The sequence below is a fragment of the Catenuloplanes niger genome (assembly GCF_031458255.1).
GTDB lineage: Bacteria > Actinomycetota > Actinomycetes > Mycobacteriales > Micromonosporaceae > Catenuloplanes > Catenuloplanes niger.
This window is the reverse complement of record NZ_JAVDYC010000001.1, coordinates 6,102,321-6,121,421: the sequence shown is the minus strand read 5'-3', so window position 1 is coordinate 6,121,421 and position 19,101 is coordinate 6,102,321. Positions and strand designations below refer to the sequence as shown.

The following is a 19,101-nucleotide window of genomic DNA, read 5'->3' as shown; positions in this document are numbered from 1 at the left end:
GATGCCCGCGGCCGGCTCGATGCCCGCGGCCGGCTCGATGGTCGCGGGTCGTTCGCCGGGACGCACGGCCGGTGGTGAGCGCGATGCCGGCGGTCGAACCGATCCGGTTCGGCGTCCTGGGGTGTGCCAGCATCGCCCGGCGACGCACGGTGCCGGCCATCCTGCGCGAGCCCCGGACCGAACTGGTCGCCGTCGCCGCACGCGACCCGGCCCGGGCGCGGACGTTCGCCGCCGAGTTCGGATGCGACGCCGCCACCGACTATCTCGCGCTGCTCGCCCGGCCGGACATCGACGCGGTGTACATCCCGCTGCCGACCGGACTGCACCACGAGTGGGTCGGGCGAGCGCTGGAGGCCGGCAAACACGTCCTGGTCGAGAAGCCGCTGACCACCCGGTACGCCCACACCGTCGCGGTGCTGGAGAGCGCCGCCGCCCGCGGTCTCACGCTGATGGAGAACCTCACCTTCCTCCGGCACGGCCTGCACCGCACCGTCCGCGAGCTGGTGGACGGCGGGGAGATCGGCGAGCTGCGGTCGATCAGCGGCGCGTTCAGCTTCCCCCCGCTCGATCCGGCCGACATCCGATACCGCCCGGAGCTCGGCGGCGGCGCGCTCCTCGACATCGGCGTCTACCCGTTGAGCGCCGCCCACCTCTTCCTCGGCCCCGACCTGGAGGTGGTCGGCGCGACGCTGAAACACGACCCCGCCCGCGGCGTCGACATCTCCGGCAGCGCGCTGCTCTGCACCCCCGACGGCCGTACCGCCCAGTTGACCTTCGGCTTCGAACACGCCTACCGGTGCGACTACGTCCTCTGGGGCAGCAGGGGCCGCCTCGTCGTCGACCGCGCCTACACCCCGCCCCCGACCCGCCACCCCACCATCCGCCTCGACAGCGAACACCGGTCCCGCACGCTCACCGTGCCCCCCGAGGACCAGTTCGCCAACACCCTCCACGCGTTCGCCGACGCCATCACCACCCGCGGCGACTCCAGCTCCGACGCACCCCACATCCGGTCCCGCGCCCACCTCCTCGCCCAGATCCGGCAGGCCGCCCACACCACCCACTAGCGTTCCAGCCACCCCCGCGCGCATCCCGTCGCCGCGGCGACCCCCGCGCAGCGCCGCGGACAGCGTTCCGGCGTCGCCGATGTCGATTCGCGCGAGCCCGTAAGCAGGTCAAGCCGCCCGGACAGAGGGAGGCGCTGCGCTGCGCCGCAGCCGGGCGCCGCAGATCGCTCGCGGCTTGCGCTACCGGCCGGTCACGACCGCCGAGCCGGCGCAGGAGCATCGGGCGGTCGCGTTGTTCGACACCCACCGCGACGACCTCGATCGAAAAGTGTTCAGCCTGCCGCGGACCGGGGCGCCGGCGGCGTCCATTGGCACTTAGAAAACTCGATACTCAACAAGCAAAAGGCCCCACCTTCGTTTCGAAGGTGAGGCCTTAACTACCTGGTGGGCGATACTGGGTTTGAACCAGTGACCTCTTCCGTGTCAAGGAAGCGCGCTCCCACTGCGCCAATCGCCCTAGGCAAAACTACTGCCGAGGTGGAGACGGGATTTGAACCCGTGTACACGGCTTTGCAGGCCGTTGCCTCGCCTCTCGGCCACTCCACCGAGGTGACCCCCGCGTGTTGTGGTGGCCGTCTCCGAGCGGACGACGGGATTCGAACCCGCGACCCTCACCTTGGCAAGGTGATGCGCTACCAGCTGCGCTACGTCCGCGTGCTATTTAGTTTGTCCTGCTGTGTCGCCCGGTTCCGTTTCCGTTCCCCGGCGACGAAGAGAACTTTAGCGGACCCCGGTGCCCACCTCCAAATCAGGGGTCCCCCCGCGCGTCGCGCGGGGGGACCTCGGGGTGTGGGGGCTAGCCGCCGAGCAGCGTCAACGCCTCGGCGGCGCCGCGGTGCAGGGGGACGGGGTCGGTGTTGCGGGCGGTGGTGACGGCCAGCTCGGCGGCGGCCGGGGAGGCCTGGGCGATCTGGTCCTTGCGGTCGAAGAGGGCCTTGGTGAGCGCGCAGGCGACGTTCGCGTCGAGGTCGTCCTTCACCAGCAGCACGTTGGGGACCACGATGGTCGGGGTGTCGGCGGGCAGCTTGTACGTCGCGGCCGGGATGAGGCCCTGCTCGTACACCGGGTTGACCTGCTTCATCCGCGGCAGCAGCGGCGTGATGTCGACGAAGCGCACGGACGAGGCGGACGTGGTGAACAGGTCGGTCAGGTTGGGGGTGGGCAGGCCGCCGGACCAGAAGAACGCGTCGATGCTGCCGTCCTTGATGCCGTCGACGGTCTTGGTGAGGTCGAGGCGCTGGGCCTGGATGTCCGTGGCGGGGTCGAGGCCGGCCGCGGTGAGCAGGCGGTTCGCGATGACCTCGGTGCCGGAGCGCGGGGATCCGGTGGAAACGCGTTTGCCGCGCATGGAGGCCACGTCGGTGATGCCGGCGGACGTCCGCGCGATCACCTGGGTGTAGTTCGTGTGGATCCGGGAGAGCGCGGCGACCGGCTGTTTCCGGCCGTCGAAGGCCCCGGTGCCGTTGACCGCGTCCGCGGCGGTGTCGGCCAGCGAGAACGCCACGCCGTACGTACCGGCGACGAGTTGTTGGATGTTCTGCACGGACGCGCCGGTCTCGGCGGCGGTCGCCTTGACCGTGCCACCGGTGGCGGCCGAGATCTGTTCCGCGAACGCGTTGCCCATCGTGTAGTAGACGCCGCCGACGTTGCCGGTGGCGATGCCGATCCGGGTGTCGCCCGCGACCTGGCACGTCACCTCGCCGCCGGTGTCCGTGGCGGCCCGGTCCTGCCGGCCCCCGCATCCGGTGGCCACCAGCAACAGGGCCAGACCACCACCCACAACAGCCCCGACGGTACGCATCAAGCCTCTCCTCCCCGTTCGGACGACTCAGCACCGGACGACCCGGCGGACGACTCGGCAACGGACGGCCCACCGACCGACGGCTCAGCAGCGGGCGGCTCGAGCGGCGCCCTGCCGGACAGCCGGGCCGGCACGAGCGTGAACAGCACGGCGGCCGCGACGAGCGCCGCGCCGGCCGCGATGCCGATCGGGTCCAGGTAGAGCAGCAGCAGCCCGCCCAGCGCGGCGCACACCCGCGCGGCCGGCCCGGCGGGACCGACGCCGAGCACCCACCCGCCGGTCGCCACGGCCAGCGCGGCCACTCCGGCCAGCGCGGCCCCGGTGGCCCACAGCACGTCCAGCACCGGGCCGCGGCCGAGCAGGTAGGAGCCGGCGGGCGTCAGCACGAACGCGATCGGCGCCAGGAACGCGGGCAGCGCGTACCGCAGCGCCTGCCACATGGTCGGCACGATCCGCCCGCCGGTGATCGAGGCGGCGCCCACCGCGGCCAGCGCGGTCGGCGGCGTCACCTCGGAGAGCACCGAGTAGTAGAAGACGAACATGGCGACGGCCGGCGCGGGCACGCCGAGTTGCAGCAGCGCGGGGCCGACGATGACCCAGCCGATGATGAACGACGCGGTGACCGGCACGGCCAGGCCGAGCAGGCTGAGCGCGACGGCCGCGGCGAGCACGGTCAGCGCCAGCACCACGGTCGGGTGGTCCGCGATCGCCTGCGCGTTCCCGATCAGCCAGGCGGCCAGTTTCGTACCCAGGCCGGTCTTGGTGGTGGTGGCGGTGATGACGCCGGCGGCGGCGCAGACCGCGGCGACCGGCAGCACGCCACGGGTCCCGGCGGCGAGCGCGGCCGCGGTCGAGCGCACGGTCGGCCGGGTGCGCGGGTCGAGGAAGGCCAGCGCGAACGCGGCGAGCGTGGCGAACACGACCGCGCGGGTGGCGGTGACGCCGGCGGCGAGCAGCACCACGATCAGGATCAGCGACGAGAAGTGGTAGCCGAACCGGGCGAGCAGCCGCCCCGGGGAGTCCGCCGTGACCTCGACCGGCCGGGTGCCGAGCTTCCGGGCGTCGATCTCGACCGCGAGCAGGATCCCGAGGTAGTACAGGATCGTCGGGATCATCGCCCAGCCGAGCACGGTCAGGTAGGAGACCTGGGTGTACTCCGCGACGATGAACGCGGCCGCGCCGAGCGTGGGCGGGGAGAGGATCGCGCCGACGCCGGCCGCGGCGAGCATGCCGCCGGCGCGTTCCGCGGGGTAGCCGGCGCGGCGCAGGATCGGCCAGGTGACCGCGCCGACGCTGACCGCGGTGGCGGTGCCGGAGCCGGAGACCGTGCCGAGCAGGAAGCCGGCGGTGACCGCGGTGCGGCCGGCCGCGCTGCGGGAGCGGCGGAACGCGGCGACGGACAGGTCGACGAAGAACCGGCCGGCGCCGGAGAGGTCGAGGACCGCGCCGTAGAGCGTGAACAGCACGATGTACGTGGCGGCGACGTCCAGCGGTGTGCCGTAGAACCCGCTGCCGGAGTTGTAGAGCGCGTCCACGATCTGCGCGAAGTCCAGCCCGAGGTGCGCGATCGACCAGTCCTGGGGCAGCAGCCCGCCGTAGTAGCCGTACGCCAGGAAGAGCAGGCAGACCAGGGGCAGTGCCCAGCCGGTGGTACGCCGTGCGGCCTCCAGCACGAGCAGCAGCAGCGCGGCGCCGAGCAGCACGTCGACCGGGTCGAGCAGGCCCTGGCGGTCGAGGAACCCGTCGTACCCGCCACGGAACGGCAGCACCGGGTAGAGGCAGACCACGGCCGCGAGCACGGCGAGCGTCCAGTCCGCGAGCGCGGCCCGGTCGCCGCCGCCGAGCACGGCGAGGCGTGCGCCGGACCGGTAGGCGACGAAGACCGGCGGCAGCACGCCGGCCAGGAAGACGATGAGGTAGAACTGGCTGCCCTGGGCTATCGGCCGGAACACCTGCCAGAGCGCGAGCAGCGAGATCGCGAGCGCGACGCCGCCGACCACCCGCGCGGGACCGCCGCGCAGCTCGCGGGAGGGGCGTTCCTCGTCGTCGAACGCGGGTTCCGGGACGGGGTCGCGGGCGACGGCGGGACGCGTGGCCGGGCCTCCACCGTCCAACATGATCGGACTTTACCGCGCCATTTCCCGTTTGTAACAGTCGATCCGGAGAACGCTTTTCTCTACCGTGGTAATCCCATCGTGGGAATTTGCAAGTCACGGTAGCCCGAAAGCGACACGGCGCCTATATGAGTGACGGACCGGGGGCATCCGTGAACTGGTATTCATCGGCTACGGTGTGTTTCGTGACCAGACGCCTAGCCGAAGTGCGGCTCGACGCATTGCTGCGTACGGCCTGCGACGTCATAGCCGAACGCGGTCTCGCAAACACGCGGACCGCCGATGTGGCACGCGCGGCCGGTGTCAGTCAGGCGCTGGTCTTCTACCATTTCGCGACCAAGGAGCGGCTGCTCGCTCAGGCATTCGCCTATGCGACCGAGCAGGACCTGCAGAAGCTCGACGCCATCCTGCAGTCCGCCACCCCGCCGCTGGACCGGTTGCGTAAGCTGGTGCGCCTTTACACCCCCGGCGCGCGCGCGAAGGCATGGACGATGTGGATCGACGGCTGGTCCGAGTCGCCCCGCACGCCCGAGCTGGAGAAGATCTCCCGCCGCCGCGTGCTCCGCTGGCGCGAGGCCGTCCGCGAGGTCATCTCCGACGGCGTCCGCGACGGCTCGTTCACCTGCGAGGACGCGCAGGGTGCCGCGTGGCGCATCACGTCCCTGATCGACGGCCTCGCGGTCCAGTCCTCCGCCCACCCGCGGATAGTCCCGAAGGCCGCGATCGGCGGCTGGGTCAACGAGGCCGTCGCCCGCGAGCTCACCATCAAGCCGGAGCAGCTGGCCTGACATTCCGCCGGTTCGGCGGCAGACCGGCAGGTAACCGGCGCCCGGATTAGCGGTGGGGCGCTGAGCTGGGATAACGATGTACGGGTGAAGATCACCCGTACCCGCGTCGTGGCCTGTGCTGTGGTGGTCGTGCTGGCCGTGTGCGTGGCGGTGGCGGCGATCCGGCAGCGGCAACGTCCGGACCGGCCCGCGGCGGCCCGGGAGCCGGTGGCGCCGGCCGTGCTGGCGGCGCTGCCCGGCGGGGCGTTCCGGCATCCGGGGGTGCTGGTCGGGGCGGACGACCTGGCGCGGGTCAGGGCGCGGATCGACAGCGGGGTGGAGCCGTGGGCGTCCGCGTTCGCGCAGATGGCGGGGACGCGCTACGGCGACGCGGACTGGCAGCCGCGGCCGCGCGCGGTGGTCGAGTGCGGGCCGTACTCGAACCCGGACCTCGGCTGCGTCGACGAGGCGGAGGACGGCGTCGCGGCGTACACGCAGGCGCTGCTCTGGAACCTGACCGGCGACGAGAGGCACGCGGCGGCCGCGATCCGGATCGTCGACGCCTGGGCGGGCGTGCTGGAGCGGCACACGAACGTGAACGGCCCGCTGCAGGCGGCGTGGTCGGCGGTGCCGATGGTGCGCGCGGCCGAGCTGGTCCGGTACAGCTACGACGGCTGGGATCCGGCCCGCGCCGAGGCGATGTTCCGGGACGTGTACCTGCCGGAGGCGATCGGCGGCGCGACCTGGACCAACGGCAACTGGGAACTGATCATGATGGAGGCGGCGACCGGGATCGCGGTCTTCCTGGACGACCGGGCGTCGTTCGACCGCGCGGTGGACCGCTTCCGCGGGCGCGTGCGGGCCTACGTCTACCTCGAATCCGACGGTACGCTGCCGGTCGCGCCGCCCGGGGAGACCGGGGTGCCGGCGGAGCGGCTGATCTCGTACTGGCACGGGCAGCGCGACCTCCGGGACGGCGTCACGCAGGAGACCTGCCGGGACTTCGGGCACGCCGGCTGGGGACTGTCCGCGGCCTCGCACGTGGCGGAGACCGCGCGGCTGCAGGGCCTGGACCTGTGGTCGGAGATCGCGCCGCGGATGACGGCCGCGCTGGAGCTGCACATGCCGTACGCGCTGGGTGAGCCCGCGCCGGCCTGGCTCTGCGACGGCGAGCCGGACACGGAGTCCTACGCGCCACTGCCCGAGGCGGCCCGGCACCACCTGGTCGACCGGCTCGGCCTCGACCTGCCCGGCACCACCGCGTACGTCCGCCGGTACCGCCCCGCCGAGGCGGCCTACTTCTTCGCCTGGGAGACCGTCACCCACGGCGGCTGACGCACCAGGAGCTCGTGCAGCCGGTGCACGGCCGGATTCGTGCTGTCCCGGGGAAAGGCCAGGCCGATCTCCACGGTGGGGACCGGCGCGGTGAACCGGCGCAGCCGTACCCCCGGGACCTTCAGCGCCCGGGCCCGCCCGGCCGGCACCGCCGCGATCACGCTGCCCTCCGCGACCGCGCGCAGCAACTGCTCGTCGTCCGGCTCGTGCCGCACCAGCCGGAAGCCGCCGTCCGGCCAGACCTGCGCGATCGTCCGGTCGAACATGCCGGGCCCGTTCTCCCGCGGCCACATCACGGCGGGCTCGCCGGCCACGTCCGCGCGGCTGACCCGGCGCCGCCGGGTGAGCCGGTGCCCGTCCGGGACCGCGCACAGCAGCTCCTCGTCGTCCACCCGCACGCAGATCAGCGCCGGCTCGTCCAGTGGTGGCCGGACGAACGCGGCGTCGCACCGGCCGGTCAGCAGCCCGGCCACGTTCGGCGCGGTCCAGCCGGTCTCCGGCACCACCTCGATGCCCGGGTGCGCCCGGCGGAACGCGGCGACCAGCGCGTCCACCCGGCCGCCGCGCGCGGAGCGGGTGTAGGCCAGCCGGAGTTGCCCGTCGCTGCCGCGCGCGGCGGCCCGGATCCGGGCGGCGGCCGCGTCCGCCTCGGCGAGCAGGCGCCGGGTCTCGTCCGCGACCTGCGCGCCGACCTCGGTGAGCGTGCAGCCGCGCGGGCCGCGCCGGACCAGCGGCGTGCCGAGCTGCCGTTCCAGCGCCCGGATCTGCTGACTGAGCGCGGGCTGGGTGAGGTGCAGTCGCGCGGCCGCCCGGGTGAAGTGCAGCTCCTCGGCGAGCGCGCGGAACGAGCGCAGCCGGTCGAGGTCCGCGCCGGACATCTCCATGAACCGCACGGTAGGCCGGTCCACCGCGGCCCGCCATAAGCTTTGCTTATCAGTGCTGCTGACACCGCTATTCGACGGTACGGAACGCGCGCCGCACGATGACGGTATGACGGATGTGACGGTGGTGGGCGGCGGGATCGTCGGGCTGACCGTGGCGCGGCGGCTGCGGGAGGCGGGCGCGCGGGTGACCGTGCTCGCGGCGGACCCGCCGGAGGAGACGGTGTCCACGGTCGCGGCCGCGGTCTGGTACCCGACGCACCAGGACCCGGACCCACGCGTGCTGCGCTGGTCCGCGGAGGCCTACGCGGAGTTCACCCGGCAGGCGCACGACGGCGTGCCGGGCGTGCTGCTGCGCCGCACCCGGATGCGGACGGCGACGGCGACGCTGCCGTGGTGGGCGCCCGCGGCCGGGGACGTGGTGCACCGCGACGGCGAGCTGCACTTCACCGCGCCGCTGGTGGAGATGTCGCCGTACCTGGCCTGGCTGGCCCGGGACCTGCACGTCGAACGCCGCCGGGTCGCGGACCTGGGTGAGCTCGACGGCCCGGTCGTCAACGCGACCGGCCTGGCCGCGCGCGAGCTGGCCGGCGACGACGCGGTGGAGCCGGCCCGCGGCCAGATCGTGCTGGTGGAGAACCCCGGCCTGGACGTGTCGATCCGCGACGAGTCCCGCTCGCTCTACATCCATCCGCGCAGCCGGGACGTGGTGCTCGGCGGCACGTACGAGCAGGGTCGCGGCGACCTGACGCCGGACCCGGCCGTTGCCGCGGCGATCCGGGCCCGCTGCGTCGAGGTGGAGCCGAGGCTCGCACACGCGCGCGTGCTCGGCGACCGGATCGGCCTGCGTCCCACCCGGCGCGGCGGCCCCCGGCTGGAACGCGTCGGCGACGTGACGCACTGCTACGGCCACGGCGGCGCCGGGATGACGATGTCCTGGGGCTGTGCACGTGAGGTCACCGAGGTGACTCTCAGAGTATTCTGACGCTTTCCTCAGCCAGGATGCCCGAGCAAGGTGGTCGATGCAGGTGGCGGGTCCGACGATCAGCATCCGGGACGTGGCGCTCCACGCGGGCGTGTCCGTGGGCACGGTCTCCAATGTGCTCAACCGCCCGGACATCGTCGCGCCGAGCACCCGCACCCGCGTGCTGGACGCGATCACCGCGCTCGGTTTCGTGCCGAACGAGTCGGCCCGGCAGCTGCGCCGCGGCCGGGGCCGGTCGCTGGGCCTGGTCGTGCTGGACGTCGCGAACCCGTTCTTCACGGACGTGGCGAAGGGCGTGGAGGAGGCGACCGGCCCGGCCGGCCTCCCGGTGATCTTCTGCAACTCGGACGGTGACGCGGCCAAGGAGTCGGCCTATCTGGACCTGCTGGAGGAGCAGCGGGTCCAGGGCGTGCTGATCACGCCGGTCGACGACGCGAACGCGCGGCTGCTCCGGCTGCGCGACCGCGGCGTGCTGGTGGTGCTGCTGGACCGGGTGTCGCCGCGCGCGGAGATCTGCTCGGTCTCGGTCAACGACGTGCACGGCGGTGAGCAGGCGCTGCGGCACCTGGTCGAGATGGGTCACGAGCGGGTCGCGTTCGTCGGCGGGCCGTGGGCGCTGCCGCAGGTGCGCGACCGGTTCCGGGGCGGCGTGCGCGCGCTGGCCGAGGCCGGGCTCCCGGCGGACGCGCTGCGCCGGTGCGAGACGCCGAGCCCGACCGTGGCCGCGGGCCGGGACGCGGCGGCGCGCATCCTGGGCATGCCGAAGGGCACCCGGGCGACCGCGGTCTTCTGCGCGAACGATCTGCTGGCGCTGGGCGTGCTGCAGGGCCTGACGCGGCAACGCATTCGCGTACCGGAAGAAATCGCGCTTGTCGGATATGACGATATTGACTTCGCGGCCGCGGCGGCCGTGCCGATCTCGTCGGTGCGCCAGCCGCGTCAGCGCCTCGGCCGGACCGCCGCCGAGCTGCTGCTCGACGAGGCCACCGACCCCGGGTCGCACGTCCACCGGCAGGTCGTCTTCGAACCGGAGCTGGTCGTGCGCGAGTCGAGCCAGTTCACCCGCGGTGCCGGGACGACGTAATTTAACGATCAACGAGTAAGCTGTTCTCAGCCCGCAGACCCGCCGGAACGCCCATAAGGCCCCGGTCGGCCGGCACCGCCGTGACATCGGCTCCCGCTGCGTGTGAGCTGAGGCGTTACCGGCGGCCGGCCGCTGATAACGGTTGAGGGCGCCCGCCTGGTGGGGACGGGCGCCGACAGTTCGGAGATCACGCTGACTACCGATGTCTCGGCCCACGGCGTCCCCCTGGTGGGGCGTGCGGCGCTGCTCGGTGCGATCGACAGCCGGCTGCGTGCCGGCGGCGGCGTGGTGCTGACCGGGCCGAGCGGCATCGGCAAGACCGCGATCCTCGACGCGGTGGCCCAGCGCGGCGACCGCGTGCTCCGGCTGGCCGCCACCGCGGCCGAGCGCTTCCTGCCGTACGCGGGGATGGCCGAGCTGCTCGCCCAGGTGCCGGACGACGTGGTCGAGCGGCTCCCCGGGCCGCAGCGGGCCGCGTTCGACACCATGCTGGTGCGCCGCGGCGACTCCCGCGGCCGGGGTGGGCGCGCCGAGCTGGCCCGCCGGCTGGCCTGGCAGAGCTGCCTGGAGGCGCTCAGCGATCAACCGGTCCTGCTGATCATCGACGACGCGCAGTGGCTCGACGGCGCGTCCGCGGACGTGATCGGCTACGCCAGCCGCCGGCTCGCGGACCGGCCGATCCGCGCCGTGATCGCGCAGCGCTCGCCGGAGAGCCCGGCCGTCCGCGCCCGGGTGACGCACCTGAGCCCGCCACCGGTGCAGGAGCTGACCGTGCCGCCGCTGGCCGAGGAGGACGTGACCGCGCTGCTCGACGCGCACGGCCTGAACTACTGGGCCGCGGCCCGGCTGCACGCGGACAGCGGTGGCAACCCCTACCTCGCGCTGGCGCTGGCCGGCGCGTTCGCGTTCGACGACCCGCCGGCCGGCGACGCCCGGCCGTGGCGCCCCTGGCGGCTGCCGGAACAGGTGCGTGACGCGCTGGTCGACCGGCTCGACGCGCTGCCCGCCGCGGTCCGCGAGACGCTGTTCGCGGCCGCGCTCGCCACCCGGCCGACCGCGGCCCAGCTGCGGATGGCCGGCCGGCCGGACGCGGACCGGGAGCTGCGCGCCGCCGAGGCCGCCGGGCTGATCGCGGTCGCGCACGGCGTCGTGCACTTCACGCCGCCCGCGGTCGCGACCGTGCTGGCCGAGGAGGCGCCGGCCGAACGCCGGTCCGCGACGCACCGGCAGCTGGCCGCGACCGCGTCCGACCCGGTCGAGCGCATCCGGCACCGCGCGCTGGCCAACGAGCACCCGGACGCGGAGATCGCCCGGTCGCTGGTGTCCGCGGCCGAGACCGCGTTGCAGCGCGGCGCGCCCGGCCTGGTCGCCGACCTCTACCTGCTGGCCGCGGACCGGACCGGCGGCGAGCTGCACCCGGAACGAACCGAGTGGCTGGTCGCCGCCGCGGAGGCGGCCTCGGCCGCGGGCCGCCGCGAACTGTGCGTGCAGGCCGCCGAGGCGGTCTTCGCGGCGGACGCGACACCGGCCCAGCGGGTCCGCGCCCGGATCGCGGTGCTGGACGGCTCCGGCCAGGCACTCGGCGGCATGGAGGAGATGCTGGCCGCCGCGCTGGTCGACGCGGGCGACGACCCGGCGCTGCTGGCACCGCTGCGCCTGCGGCTGGCCTGGCAACGGCACCACCAGGGCAAGACCGAGTTGACCGAGCGCGAGGCGAAGGCCGCGGTCCGGCTCGCCCGGATCGTCGGCGACACCGCGGTGCAGAGCATGGCCGGCGCGATGCTCGCCCAGGTGACTCGCGCGTCCGGCCGGCCGGACTACCTCCAGGTGCTGGCCGAGGCGCTGGCCGTGCCGGAGGAGGCGGGGCACGGCCGGCTGCACCACTCGCCGCGCTTCCTGGCCGCCCGGTTCGCGCTCTTCGACGACCGGCTCACCGAGGCCCGCGCCGAACTGCTCCGCATGCTGCCGGAGGCGGAACGCAGCGGCCTGGAGGAGCTGGTCGACATCCTGCGCAGCCTCGCCGAGGTGGCCAGCCGGGACGGGCACACCCGCGACGCGCTGGACTACGCCGCCCGCGCCGCCCGGCTGTTCCAGGAGAACGACCTGCCGCTCGGCCCGAGCTGGTACGCGATGGCCATCGCGGAACTGGCCGGCGGCAGCCCCGCCCGCGGGCTCAACTACGCGGAGCGCGGCGTCCGCTCGTCCGAGGCGGACGGCGACATGATCTACCTGACCCGCAACCTGCACGTGCTCGGCCAGGCCCAGCTGGCCACCGGCGACAACGACGCCGCGCTGGTCACGCTGCGCCGGTTGCAGCGGCTGGAGGCCGACCGCGGCTACACCGACCCGTCCACGCTGCGCTGGCACGGCGACCTGGTCACCGCGCTGATCAACGCGGGCGAGCCGGCCGCCGCGGCCGAGGTGGTCACGGAGGCCCGCGAGGCGGCGCAGCGCCTCAAACGCTCGCGCGGCGTGCTGGCCGAGCTGGACCGCGCGGAGGCGCTGATCCTGGTCCACCAGGGCGACGCCGCGGCCGGCGCCGCGCTCGCGGCCGGCGCCGCGAAGACGTTCGCCGACCTCGGCCAGCCGATCGCCCAGGGCAACGCGCTGTTGACGCTCGGCCGCGCCGAACGCCGTCGGCGCCGTTACGCGGCTGCCCGCGCCGCGATCGAGTCCGCGCGCGACATCTTCGGCCGCGCCCACGCGACCCCCTGGACGCAGCGGGCGCAACGCGCGCTCGCCACGCTCACCGTCGGGGCGCAGCGGCGCGCACCGGAGGAGGAGTCCACCGGCGGTGAGGGCCTGACCTCGACCGAGGCGCGGATCGCCGCGCTGGTCCGGCAGGGCGCCAGCAACCGGGAGATCGCCACCCAGCTGTACCTGAGCGTGAAGACGGTCGAGGCCACGCTCACCCGCATCTACCGCAAGGTCGGCGTCCGGTCCCGCACCCAGTTGGCCTCCCGCCTGACGGAAAGCTAGACCAGACAAGGGTTTCCCCCGTTTCGCAGCCGGGTTTCCACTGCGTAACGTGGTTTCAGCAAGTCACGAGGTGCCGCCCCGCGGTCTCCGGAACCGATCGCCGACCAGCGGACGGATCCGCCCGCGTGTCCGACCAACACCCCGAGTACGGACCGGGAGGATTACCCCGCGAGGGGACCTGGCCCCAGATCCTCGGCACCCCCATATTCCGCACCGCCCGGCTCCGACCGCACCCCCCGCGGGCAGCCGGGCGTGTGCTCTTTCCGGCCCCGTCCGCGGCCGCGCGAACGCCGGATCACGTGCGTGACCTTCCCGCTTCCGGTCACGCCGGTGCGGGCTTCGCGGCCTTGGTGCGGGTGGTGAGCCAGCCGTAGATGTCGGCGGCGTTGACCGGGCGGGAGAAGAGGTAGCCCTGACCGTAGGGGCACCCCATGCTGGCCAGCATCTCGCGGTGCACCGGCTCCTCGATGCCCTCCGCGATCACCCGCAGGTCGAGCGTGTCAGCGAGCTGGACGATCGCGGAGACCAGCGCGCGCTGCTTGCGGCTGTGGACCATGTCGTCGATGAACGACTTGTCGATCTTCAGGACGTCGATCGGCATGTGGCGCAGGTAGCTCAGCGACGAGTAGCCGGTGCCGAAGTCGTCGATCGCGATCCGGACGCCGGTCTGGCGCAGCGCCGCGAGGTCCGCCCACACCTGCTCGTCGTCGCGCAGCAACAGACTCTCGGTGATCTCCAGGAGCAGGGCCCGCGGCGGTACGCCGGAGTCGGCCAGGATCTGCCGGACCGAGTCCATGAAGCCGGGGTTGCGGAACTGGCGCGCGGACACGTTCACGCTCACGTAGCGCGGGCGGTCGGACGGGACCAGCCGGTTCCAGCGTTCGGCCGAGCGCAGCGCCTCCTCCAGCACCCAGTGGCCGATCGGGACGATCAGGCCGGTCTCCTCGGCCAGGTTGATGAACTGGTCCGGCGGGATCACGCCGCGCGTCGGGTGTTTCCAGCGGACCAGCGCCTCGAACCCGGCGGCCTCGTCGGTGAGCAGGTCGACGATCGGCTGGTACTGCAGCACGAAGTGGCCGCCGCTGACCGCCTGCTCCAGCGCGGCCCGCAACTCCAGCCGGGCGACCAGTGCGGAGTGCACCTCCGCCTGGTACCGGCGCCACTGGCCGCGGCCGGCCGCCTTCGCCACGTTCAGCGCCAGGTCGGCCTGGCGGAGCAGCTCGTTCGCGTCCCGGGCCTCCGCGGTGGTGGAGACGCCGACGCTGGCGACGCCGCCGATCTGCTCGCCCTCGATGGTGAACGGCGTGGTCAGCGCGGTGGTCACCCGGCCGGCGATCTCCTCCAGCTCGGAGAGGTGACTGACGTCCTCGATCAGCGCGGCGAACTCGTCCGCGCCGAGCCGGGCCACGGTGTCGCCGGGGCGCAGCACCTCGGTCAGCCGTTCCGCGACGCCGACCAGCAGCCGGTCGCCGACCGTGTGGCCGAGCGCCTCGTTGATCAGGCGGAACCCGTTCAGGTCGATCAGCAGCACGCCGACCAGCGAGCCGTCCCGCCCGGCGCGGGCGGCCGCGTGCTGTGCCCGGTCGGTGAAGAGCACCCGGTTGGCCAGGCCGGTCAGCGAATCGTGCAGCGCCTGGTGGGTCAGTTCCCGCTCCAGCGCGCGCCGCTCGGTGACGTCCCGCAGCGTCAGCACCAGGCCGCCGACCGTGGGCTCGTCCCGCATGTCCCGGCAGTTGACCTCGATCTGCAGGCGCACGCCGTCCCGGCGCACCGCCGTGAAGTCCATCCCGTCGTGCCGGCCGACGCCCGCGCGGGCCTGCGCCAGCATGTGCCGGAACCGGGTGCGGTCGGGCAGGTCGATCACGGTCTCCAGCGCGGCGCCGACCAGGTCCGGCGCGGCCAGCACGGGGTGCGCGGACGGGCTGGCGTACCGGATCGTGTCGTCCGGGTCGACGATCATGATCACGTCGGAGGCGTGCAGGATCAGCGTCCGGAAGTACGCCTCGCTCTGCGCGCGGTGCACCTCCTCGGTCAGCGCGATCCGGGCCGTCGCCAGCCCGGTCTGCGACGCCAGCACCTCCATCGAGCCGGCCAGCAGCCGCAACTGCTCCTCCGCCGCGCCGAGGTACAGCGAGTGCGTCACGACCGGGTCGCCGGGCACCGAGTCCACGCCGAGCGGGCAGCACAGCATGCGTTCGAACCCGGTCCGCTCACGCCCGTCCGCCAGCCATGGGCGCCGGCCCGGCGGGGGCAGCGCCCGGTCCAGGTCGCCGACCTCGCCCTCCTCGTCGTGGTCGGCCGCCGACCCGTCCGCGAACACCACCGAATGCGGCGCGTCCGGCGGCAGCAGCCGGGTGACCGTCGAGCGGACCACCTCGCCGACCTCGGCCACCGTGGTCGCGGAGACCAGCCGCGCGCCCGCCTCACGCAGCGCGGACTCGCGGTCCAGCGTCGCCACGAACTGCGTGCGTGAACCGGTCGACCAGAGCACGCCGAACATCGAGATGAGCAGCGTCACGCAGGCGATCAGCGGTACGTCCCGCACGTTGCCGCGCATCGTCTCGGCCAGCAGCACCACCGGCCCGACCAGGCTCACGGCCAGCAGCATCGAGCCCTGGAACGCGCTGGCGCGGGACGCGTACCCGGGGAGGCGCGGCATCGGCTCGGTCAGCCAACGCATCGACGGCTGCAACGCGGCCAGACCCGGCGCGCCGTAGAAGATCACCCAGCCGAGGTGGACCGGGCCGCCGGGCCGCCAGTCGTCGGAGAGCAGGTCGACCGAGTAGAGGCAGTCCGTGACCAGCAGCGACAGCACGCCCAGGACCAGCAGGTTCGCGGCCGCGGGACGGCGCCCGCCGGTCGCCAGCAGCCGGGTCAGCGCGGCCACGCAGACCAGATCGCCGACCGGTCCGACGATCGCGGCGACCCGCTCGGTGACCGGCATGCCGGAGTCGCGGACGAACGGCGCGACCAGGTAGAGCCAGGCCAGCAGCGCGAGGGCGGCCGTCACCATCAGCGCCTCGAGCAGCGCGTTCCGGTCGCGGCCGACGGTGCGGGCCGCCATGAAGCGCAGCAGCGCGGCGGCCAGCAGGACCGGGACCACGACATAGATCGCATCGGCGTACGAGGGGAAGGGATCCGGGTCGTGGACCACCTCCACGAGCCAGTTGTAGTACGTGTCACCTATGGTCATCGCCACCAGCGCGGCGGCCAGCAGATACCACGGCAGGCGGCGGCGGGGACGGTGCAGCCGGACGCCGGACGCCACCGCGGTCGCCCCGGACAGGCCGATCAGCACCCAGATCACGGCCTTCTGCTGCGGGAACGCGTAGAACAGCACGGTGAGGACGGCAAGCCAGACGGTGAAGCCGACGCTCACCCGTCGTGCCGACATCCGCGACCCCCCACCGCTGCCTCTCCCGCCTATCGGACAATCGGCGCGCTTCCGACGCGGATGAGGGAAAACGGCACCAGCCGCGCCTGAGTAGCGTGATCCCGTGCTGTTTCGACTCTGGGAATCGCCGGTCCGGGAAACGCCGGCCCCGCGTCTCGTCCCCGACGGCGTCGGCGGCGAGCACCTGCTGGTCACCCGGCACGCCGAGGTGCGCGCCGTGCTGGCCGACCCGGACACGTACCGTCCGGACAACGCGCTCGACGCGGTCACCCCGATGCCCGCGAGCGCGCTGCGCATCCTGGTCCGGCACGGCTTCCGGCTGCCGCCCACGCTGGCCAACAACGGCGGCGTGAGCCACCCCGCGATCCGCGCTGAGGTCGCCGAGCTGCTGCATCCGCACTCCGTCGCGCGTCAGCGCCCGTGGTTGACGTCCGTGGTCCGGTCCCGGGTGGCGTCCGTCATGTCCGGTCTGTCCCGCGGCGAGTCCGTCGACCTGCACGCCGTGCTCGCCGCCGACCTCCCGCTGCTGGTCCTGGCCCGGCTGGTCGACCTCCCGGAGGCGGAGGCGACCGCGGTCAAGACCTTCGCCCGCGCGGCGCTGGAACTCTTCTGGGCACCGCTCTCGGCCGACCGGCAGGAACACCTCGCCACCGTCGTCGGCGAGTTCCACACGGTGCTGCGGGACTTCGCCGCCCACGGCGACGGCCTCGCCGCCCGCCTCCGCGCCGCCGGGCACCGGCCCGACGTGGTGGCCGGTGCGCTGTTCTTCCTGCTGGTGGCCGGCCAGGAGACCACGTCCCAGTTCCTCACGCTGCTCATGCACCGGCTCGCCGGCACGGCGGTGCCGCCGGACGCCCGCGCCGCCGACATCGTCGAGGAGGCACTCCGCCTCGACACCCCGATCGTCACGTGGCGCCGGGTGGCGGCCCGCGACACCACGCTCGGTGACGTCCACGTGCCGGCCGGCACCGGTCTGCTGCTCTGGCTGACCGCGGCCGCCCAGGACCCGTCCGTGGTCGCCGCCCCGCACGACTTCCGCCCCGGCCAGCCCGGCAGCCGCCGGCACCTCGCCTTCGGCGCCGGCGCCCATCGCTGCGTGGGCGCGAGCCTGGCCCGGATGGAGGCCGAGGTGGTCACGGAGGAGACGCGCGCGATGCTCCGGTCGGTGACGATCCTGCGGGCCCCCTGGTCCCCGGACAACCTGACGTTCCGCATGCCGGACGCCTTCGTCGTGGGACCCCAGCTGCCCGCCTAGACCGGTCGCGGCCCGATGCCGCTCACCTTTCGATCGTGGGTGAGTCGGCGAGGTTCCCGCGCGGACGGCCCCGCGGTTCTCGCGGACGGCCCCGCGGTTCTCGCGGACGGCCCCGCGGTTCCCGGGTGGTCCGATCGGTGGCCGGAGCCGCCGGTCAGAGCTCCTCGGCCCAGGTGCGCCAGTCGTCGAGGACGCCGTAGAGGGTCGGGGTCAGCCAGCCGGAGGCGGAGCGGCGGAAGACACCGGGGTCGATGCTGCCGGCCGCGTCCGGGATGGCGCCGGCGAGCTGCGGGACCAGGTCGGTCAGGTTGGTCCAGTGGACCAGCTCGGGAGCGGCCGGCCAGGCACCGATGACGATCCGGGCCGGGACGCCCCGGCGCTCCAGGGCCTCGAGCGTGAGCGCGGTGTGGTTGAGCGTGCCCAGACCGGCGCGGGCCACGACGACGGCCTTGGCGTCCAGGGTGACGGCCAGGTCGGCGACGGTCCAGGGCTCGCCGGACGGGCGCAGACCCATCGGGACCAGCAGGCCGCCGGCGCCCTCGACCAGCACCAGGTCGTGCCGGCCGGCCTCCGCGCGGATCTCGTCGACGACCGCGTAGAGCTCGATCGGCTCCAGCCCGGCGACCCGGGCGGCCGCGAGCGGGGCCAGCGGATCGGGGAACGACGCGAGCGTCCGGACCGTGTCCGGGCCGGCGAGTCGCGCGACCACCTCGGCGTCGGTGGGCTCGTCGGTCGCGGTGCCGGTCTGCCCCGGCTTGATCACCGCAACCCGCAGCCCGGCGTGCCGCGCGGCGGCGGCGATCGCGGCGGTCGCGATGGTCTTGCCGACGCCGGTGTCCGTGCCGGTCACCAGCACGATCCCGCGCCACTCCCCCGCCGCGCCCGGCACCTCGACCGGCACACCGGCTAACTCGGGCTCGGTCACCTCGACCGGCACACCGGCCGACTCGGGCTCGGCCACCTCGGAACTCGCGTCGGAAGACCTGACCCGCGCCTCGGCATCCACCTCCGCCACTGAGTCCGCCACCTCACCGGCGCCGGAGCTCCGCGCCTCGGCACCCACCTCCACCACTGAGTCCGCCACCTCACCGGCCTCCGCACCGGCGCCGGAACTCCGCGCCTCGGCACCCTCGACGATCGTCTCGTGCGCCCGCTCCCGGCCCACGCCCGCGGACGTGGCAGCCCTCACGCCATCGGTCGAGTCCGGCCCGGCGGACGCGGTGAACGCAGCCGCACCGCCGGTCCCAGCCGAGGCCGCAGGCGCCGAATCGGTGGACCCGGCCGGACCGGCAGACCGCACCGACGCCACGGGCATCAGGCCATCAGAACCAGCCGAAGCCACAGCCGCCAAACCGCCAGAACCGGCCGAAGCCGCGGCGGCCGGCCCACCAGAACCCGCCGAAGCCACAGCCGCCAAGCCGTCAGAATCAGCCAGAGCC

12 protein-coding genes and 3 tRNA genes are annotated in these 19,101 nt (G+C 73.9%); 7 read left to right on the top strand and 8 right to left on the bottom strand.

Annotated elements, in window-relative coordinates; translation table 11 throughout:
* The first annotated feature begins 83 nt into the window (after positions 1–83).
* On the top strand, positions 84–1,067 hold the full coding sequence (locus J2S44_RS27210) for a Gfo/Idh/MocA family protein (RefSeq protein ID WP_310419703.1): 984 nt from the start codon (positions 84–86) through the stop codon (positions 1,065–1,067).
* Positions 1,068–1,449: 382 nt separating this feature from the next.
* On the opposite strand, the gene J2S44_RS27205 is transcribed toward J2S44_RS27210, so the two are convergent.
* The 5 genes from J2S44_RS27205 to J2S44_RS27185 form a co-directional block, all read right to left on the bottom strand.
* Positions 1,450–1,524: transfer RNA gene (locus tag J2S44_RS27205), tRNA-Val, on the bottom strand.
* Between the two features lie 18 nt (positions 1,525–1,542).
* Positions 1,543–1,613: transfer RNA gene (locus J2S44_RS27200), tRNA-Cys, on the bottom strand.
* Positions 1,614–1,648: 35 nt separating this feature from the next.
* A tRNA-Gly gene (locus tag J2S44_RS27195) sits at positions 1,649–1,721 on the bottom strand.
* Positions 1,722–1,863: 142 nt separating this feature from the next.
* Positions 1,864–2,868: a TAXI family TRAP transporter solute-binding subunit gene (locus tag J2S44_RS27190; RefSeq protein WP_310419701.1), complete on the bottom strand. Its 1,005-nt coding sequence runs from the start codon at positions 2,866–2,868 to the stop codon at positions 1,864–1,866.
* Positions 2,868–4,985 (bottom strand): TRAP transporter permease, encoded by a 2,118-nt coding sequence (locus J2S44_RS27185; protein WP_310419699.1) that lies wholly within the window; start codon positions 4,983–4,985, stop codon positions 2,868–2,870. The genes J2S44_RS27190 and J2S44_RS27185 overlap by 1 nt, the downstream gene beginning before the upstream one ends.
* A gap of 182 nt (positions 4,986–5,167) precedes the next feature.
* On the opposite strand from J2S44_RS27185, the gene J2S44_RS27180 reads away from it, so the two are divergent.
* Together J2S44_RS27180 and J2S44_RS27175 are read left to right on the top strand one after the other, a co-directional pair.
* Complete coding sequence (locus J2S44_RS27180) at positions 5,168–5,770, top strand: TetR/AcrR family transcriptional regulator (RefSeq protein ID WP_310419697.1); 603 nt, start codon at positions 5,168–5,170, stop codon at positions 5,768–5,770.
* A gap of 84 nt (positions 5,771–5,854) precedes the next feature.
* Positions 5,855–7,084, top strand: a complete 1,230-nt coding sequence (locus tag J2S44_RS27175; RefSeq protein ID WP_310419695.1) for an alginate lyase family protein — start codon at positions 5,855–5,857, stop codon at positions 7,082–7,084.
* Here the strand turns inward: J2S44_RS27175 and J2S44_RS27170 are convergent.
* Positions 7,045–7,968, bottom strand: coding sequence for a LysR family transcriptional regulator (locus J2S44_RS27170; protein ID WP_310419693.1), 924 nt, complete (start codon positions 7,966–7,968; stop codon positions 7,045–7,047). The genes J2S44_RS27175 and J2S44_RS27170 overlap by 40 nt on opposite strands.
* A gap of 106 nt (positions 7,969–8,074) precedes the next feature.
* Between J2S44_RS27170 and J2S44_RS27165 the strand changes: the two genes are divergently transcribed.
* The 3 genes from J2S44_RS27165 (at position 8,075) to J2S44_RS27155 (ending at position 13,013) form a co-directional block, all read left to right on the top strand.
* Positions 8,075–8,950, top strand: a complete 876-nt coding sequence (locus J2S44_RS27165; protein ID WP_310419691.1) for an FAD-dependent oxidoreductase — start codon at positions 8,075–8,077, stop codon at positions 8,948–8,950.
* 37 nt (positions 8,951–8,987) lie between these two features.
* Complete coding sequence (locus J2S44_RS27160; protein WP_310419689.1) at positions 8,988–10,034, top strand: LacI family DNA-binding transcriptional regulator; 1,047 nt, start codon at positions 8,988–8,990, stop codon at positions 10,032–10,034.
* Positions 10,035–10,262: 228 nt separating this feature from the next.
* Entirely contained in the window at positions 10,263–13,013 is a 2,751-nt protein-coding gene (locus J2S44_RS27155) for a helix-turn-helix transcriptional regulator (protein ID WP_310419687.1), read from the top strand.
* Positions 13,014–13,335: 322 nt separating this feature from the next.
* On the opposite strand, the gene J2S44_RS27150 is transcribed toward J2S44_RS27155, so the two are convergent.
* Positions 13,336–16,407 carry a putative bifunctional diguanylate cyclase/phosphodiesterase gene (locus J2S44_RS27150; RefSeq protein WP_310419685.1) on the bottom strand — a complete coding sequence of 1,024 codons (3,072 nt, stop codon included), beginning with the start codon at positions 16,405–16,407 and terminating at the stop codon, positions 13,336–13,338.
* A gap of 103 nt (positions 16,408–16,510) precedes the next feature.
* Here J2S44_RS27150 and J2S44_RS27145 point away from each other — a divergent pair, with 103 nt between their 5' ends.
* Entirely contained in the window at positions 16,511–17,662 is a 1,152-nt protein-coding gene (locus tag J2S44_RS27145; RefSeq protein WP_310419683.1) for a cytochrome P450, read from the top strand.
* A gap of 154 nt (positions 17,663–17,816) precedes the next feature.
* On the opposite strand, the gene bioD is transcribed toward J2S44_RS27145, so the two are convergent.
* On the bottom strand, positions 17,817–18,551 hold the full coding sequence (bioD, locus tag J2S44_RS27140) for a dethiobiotin synthase (protein WP_310429957.1): 735 nt from the start codon (positions 18,549–18,551) through the stop codon (positions 17,817–17,819).
* Between the last annotated feature and the right edge of the window lie 550 nt (positions 18,552–19,101).

Bases quoted from the DNA above. Each gene is read 5' to 3' on its own strand.
- J2S44_RS27170 (WP_310419693.1), bottom strand. From the start codon at position 7,968: ATGGAGATGTCCGGCGCGGACCTCGACCGGCTGCGCTCGTTCCGCGCG.
- J2S44_RS27150 (WP_310419685.1), bottom strand. From the start codon at position 16,407: ATGTCGGCACGACGGGTGAGCGTCGGCTTCACCGTCTGGCTTGCCGTC.
- J2S44_RS27190 (WP_310419701.1), bottom strand. From the start codon at position 2,868: ATGCGTACCGTCGGGGCTGTTGTGGGTGGTGGTCTGGCCCTGTTGCTG.
- J2S44_RS27160 (WP_310419689.1), top strand. From the start codon at position 8,988: ATGCAGGTGGCGGGTCCGACGATCAGCATCCGGGACGTGGCGCTCCAC.
- J2S44_RS27165 (WP_310419691.1), top strand. From the start codon at position 8,075: ATGACGGATGTGACGGTGGTGGGCGGCGGGATCGTCGGGCTGACCGTG.
- J2S44_RS27185 (WP_310419699.1), bottom strand. From the start codon at position 4,985: ATGTTGGACGGTGGAGGCCCGGCCACGCGTCCCGCCGTCGCCCGCGAC.
- J2S44_RS27210 (WP_310419703.1), top strand. From the start codon at position 84: ATGCCGGCGGTCGAACCGATCCGGTTCGGCGTCCTGGGGTGTGCCAGC.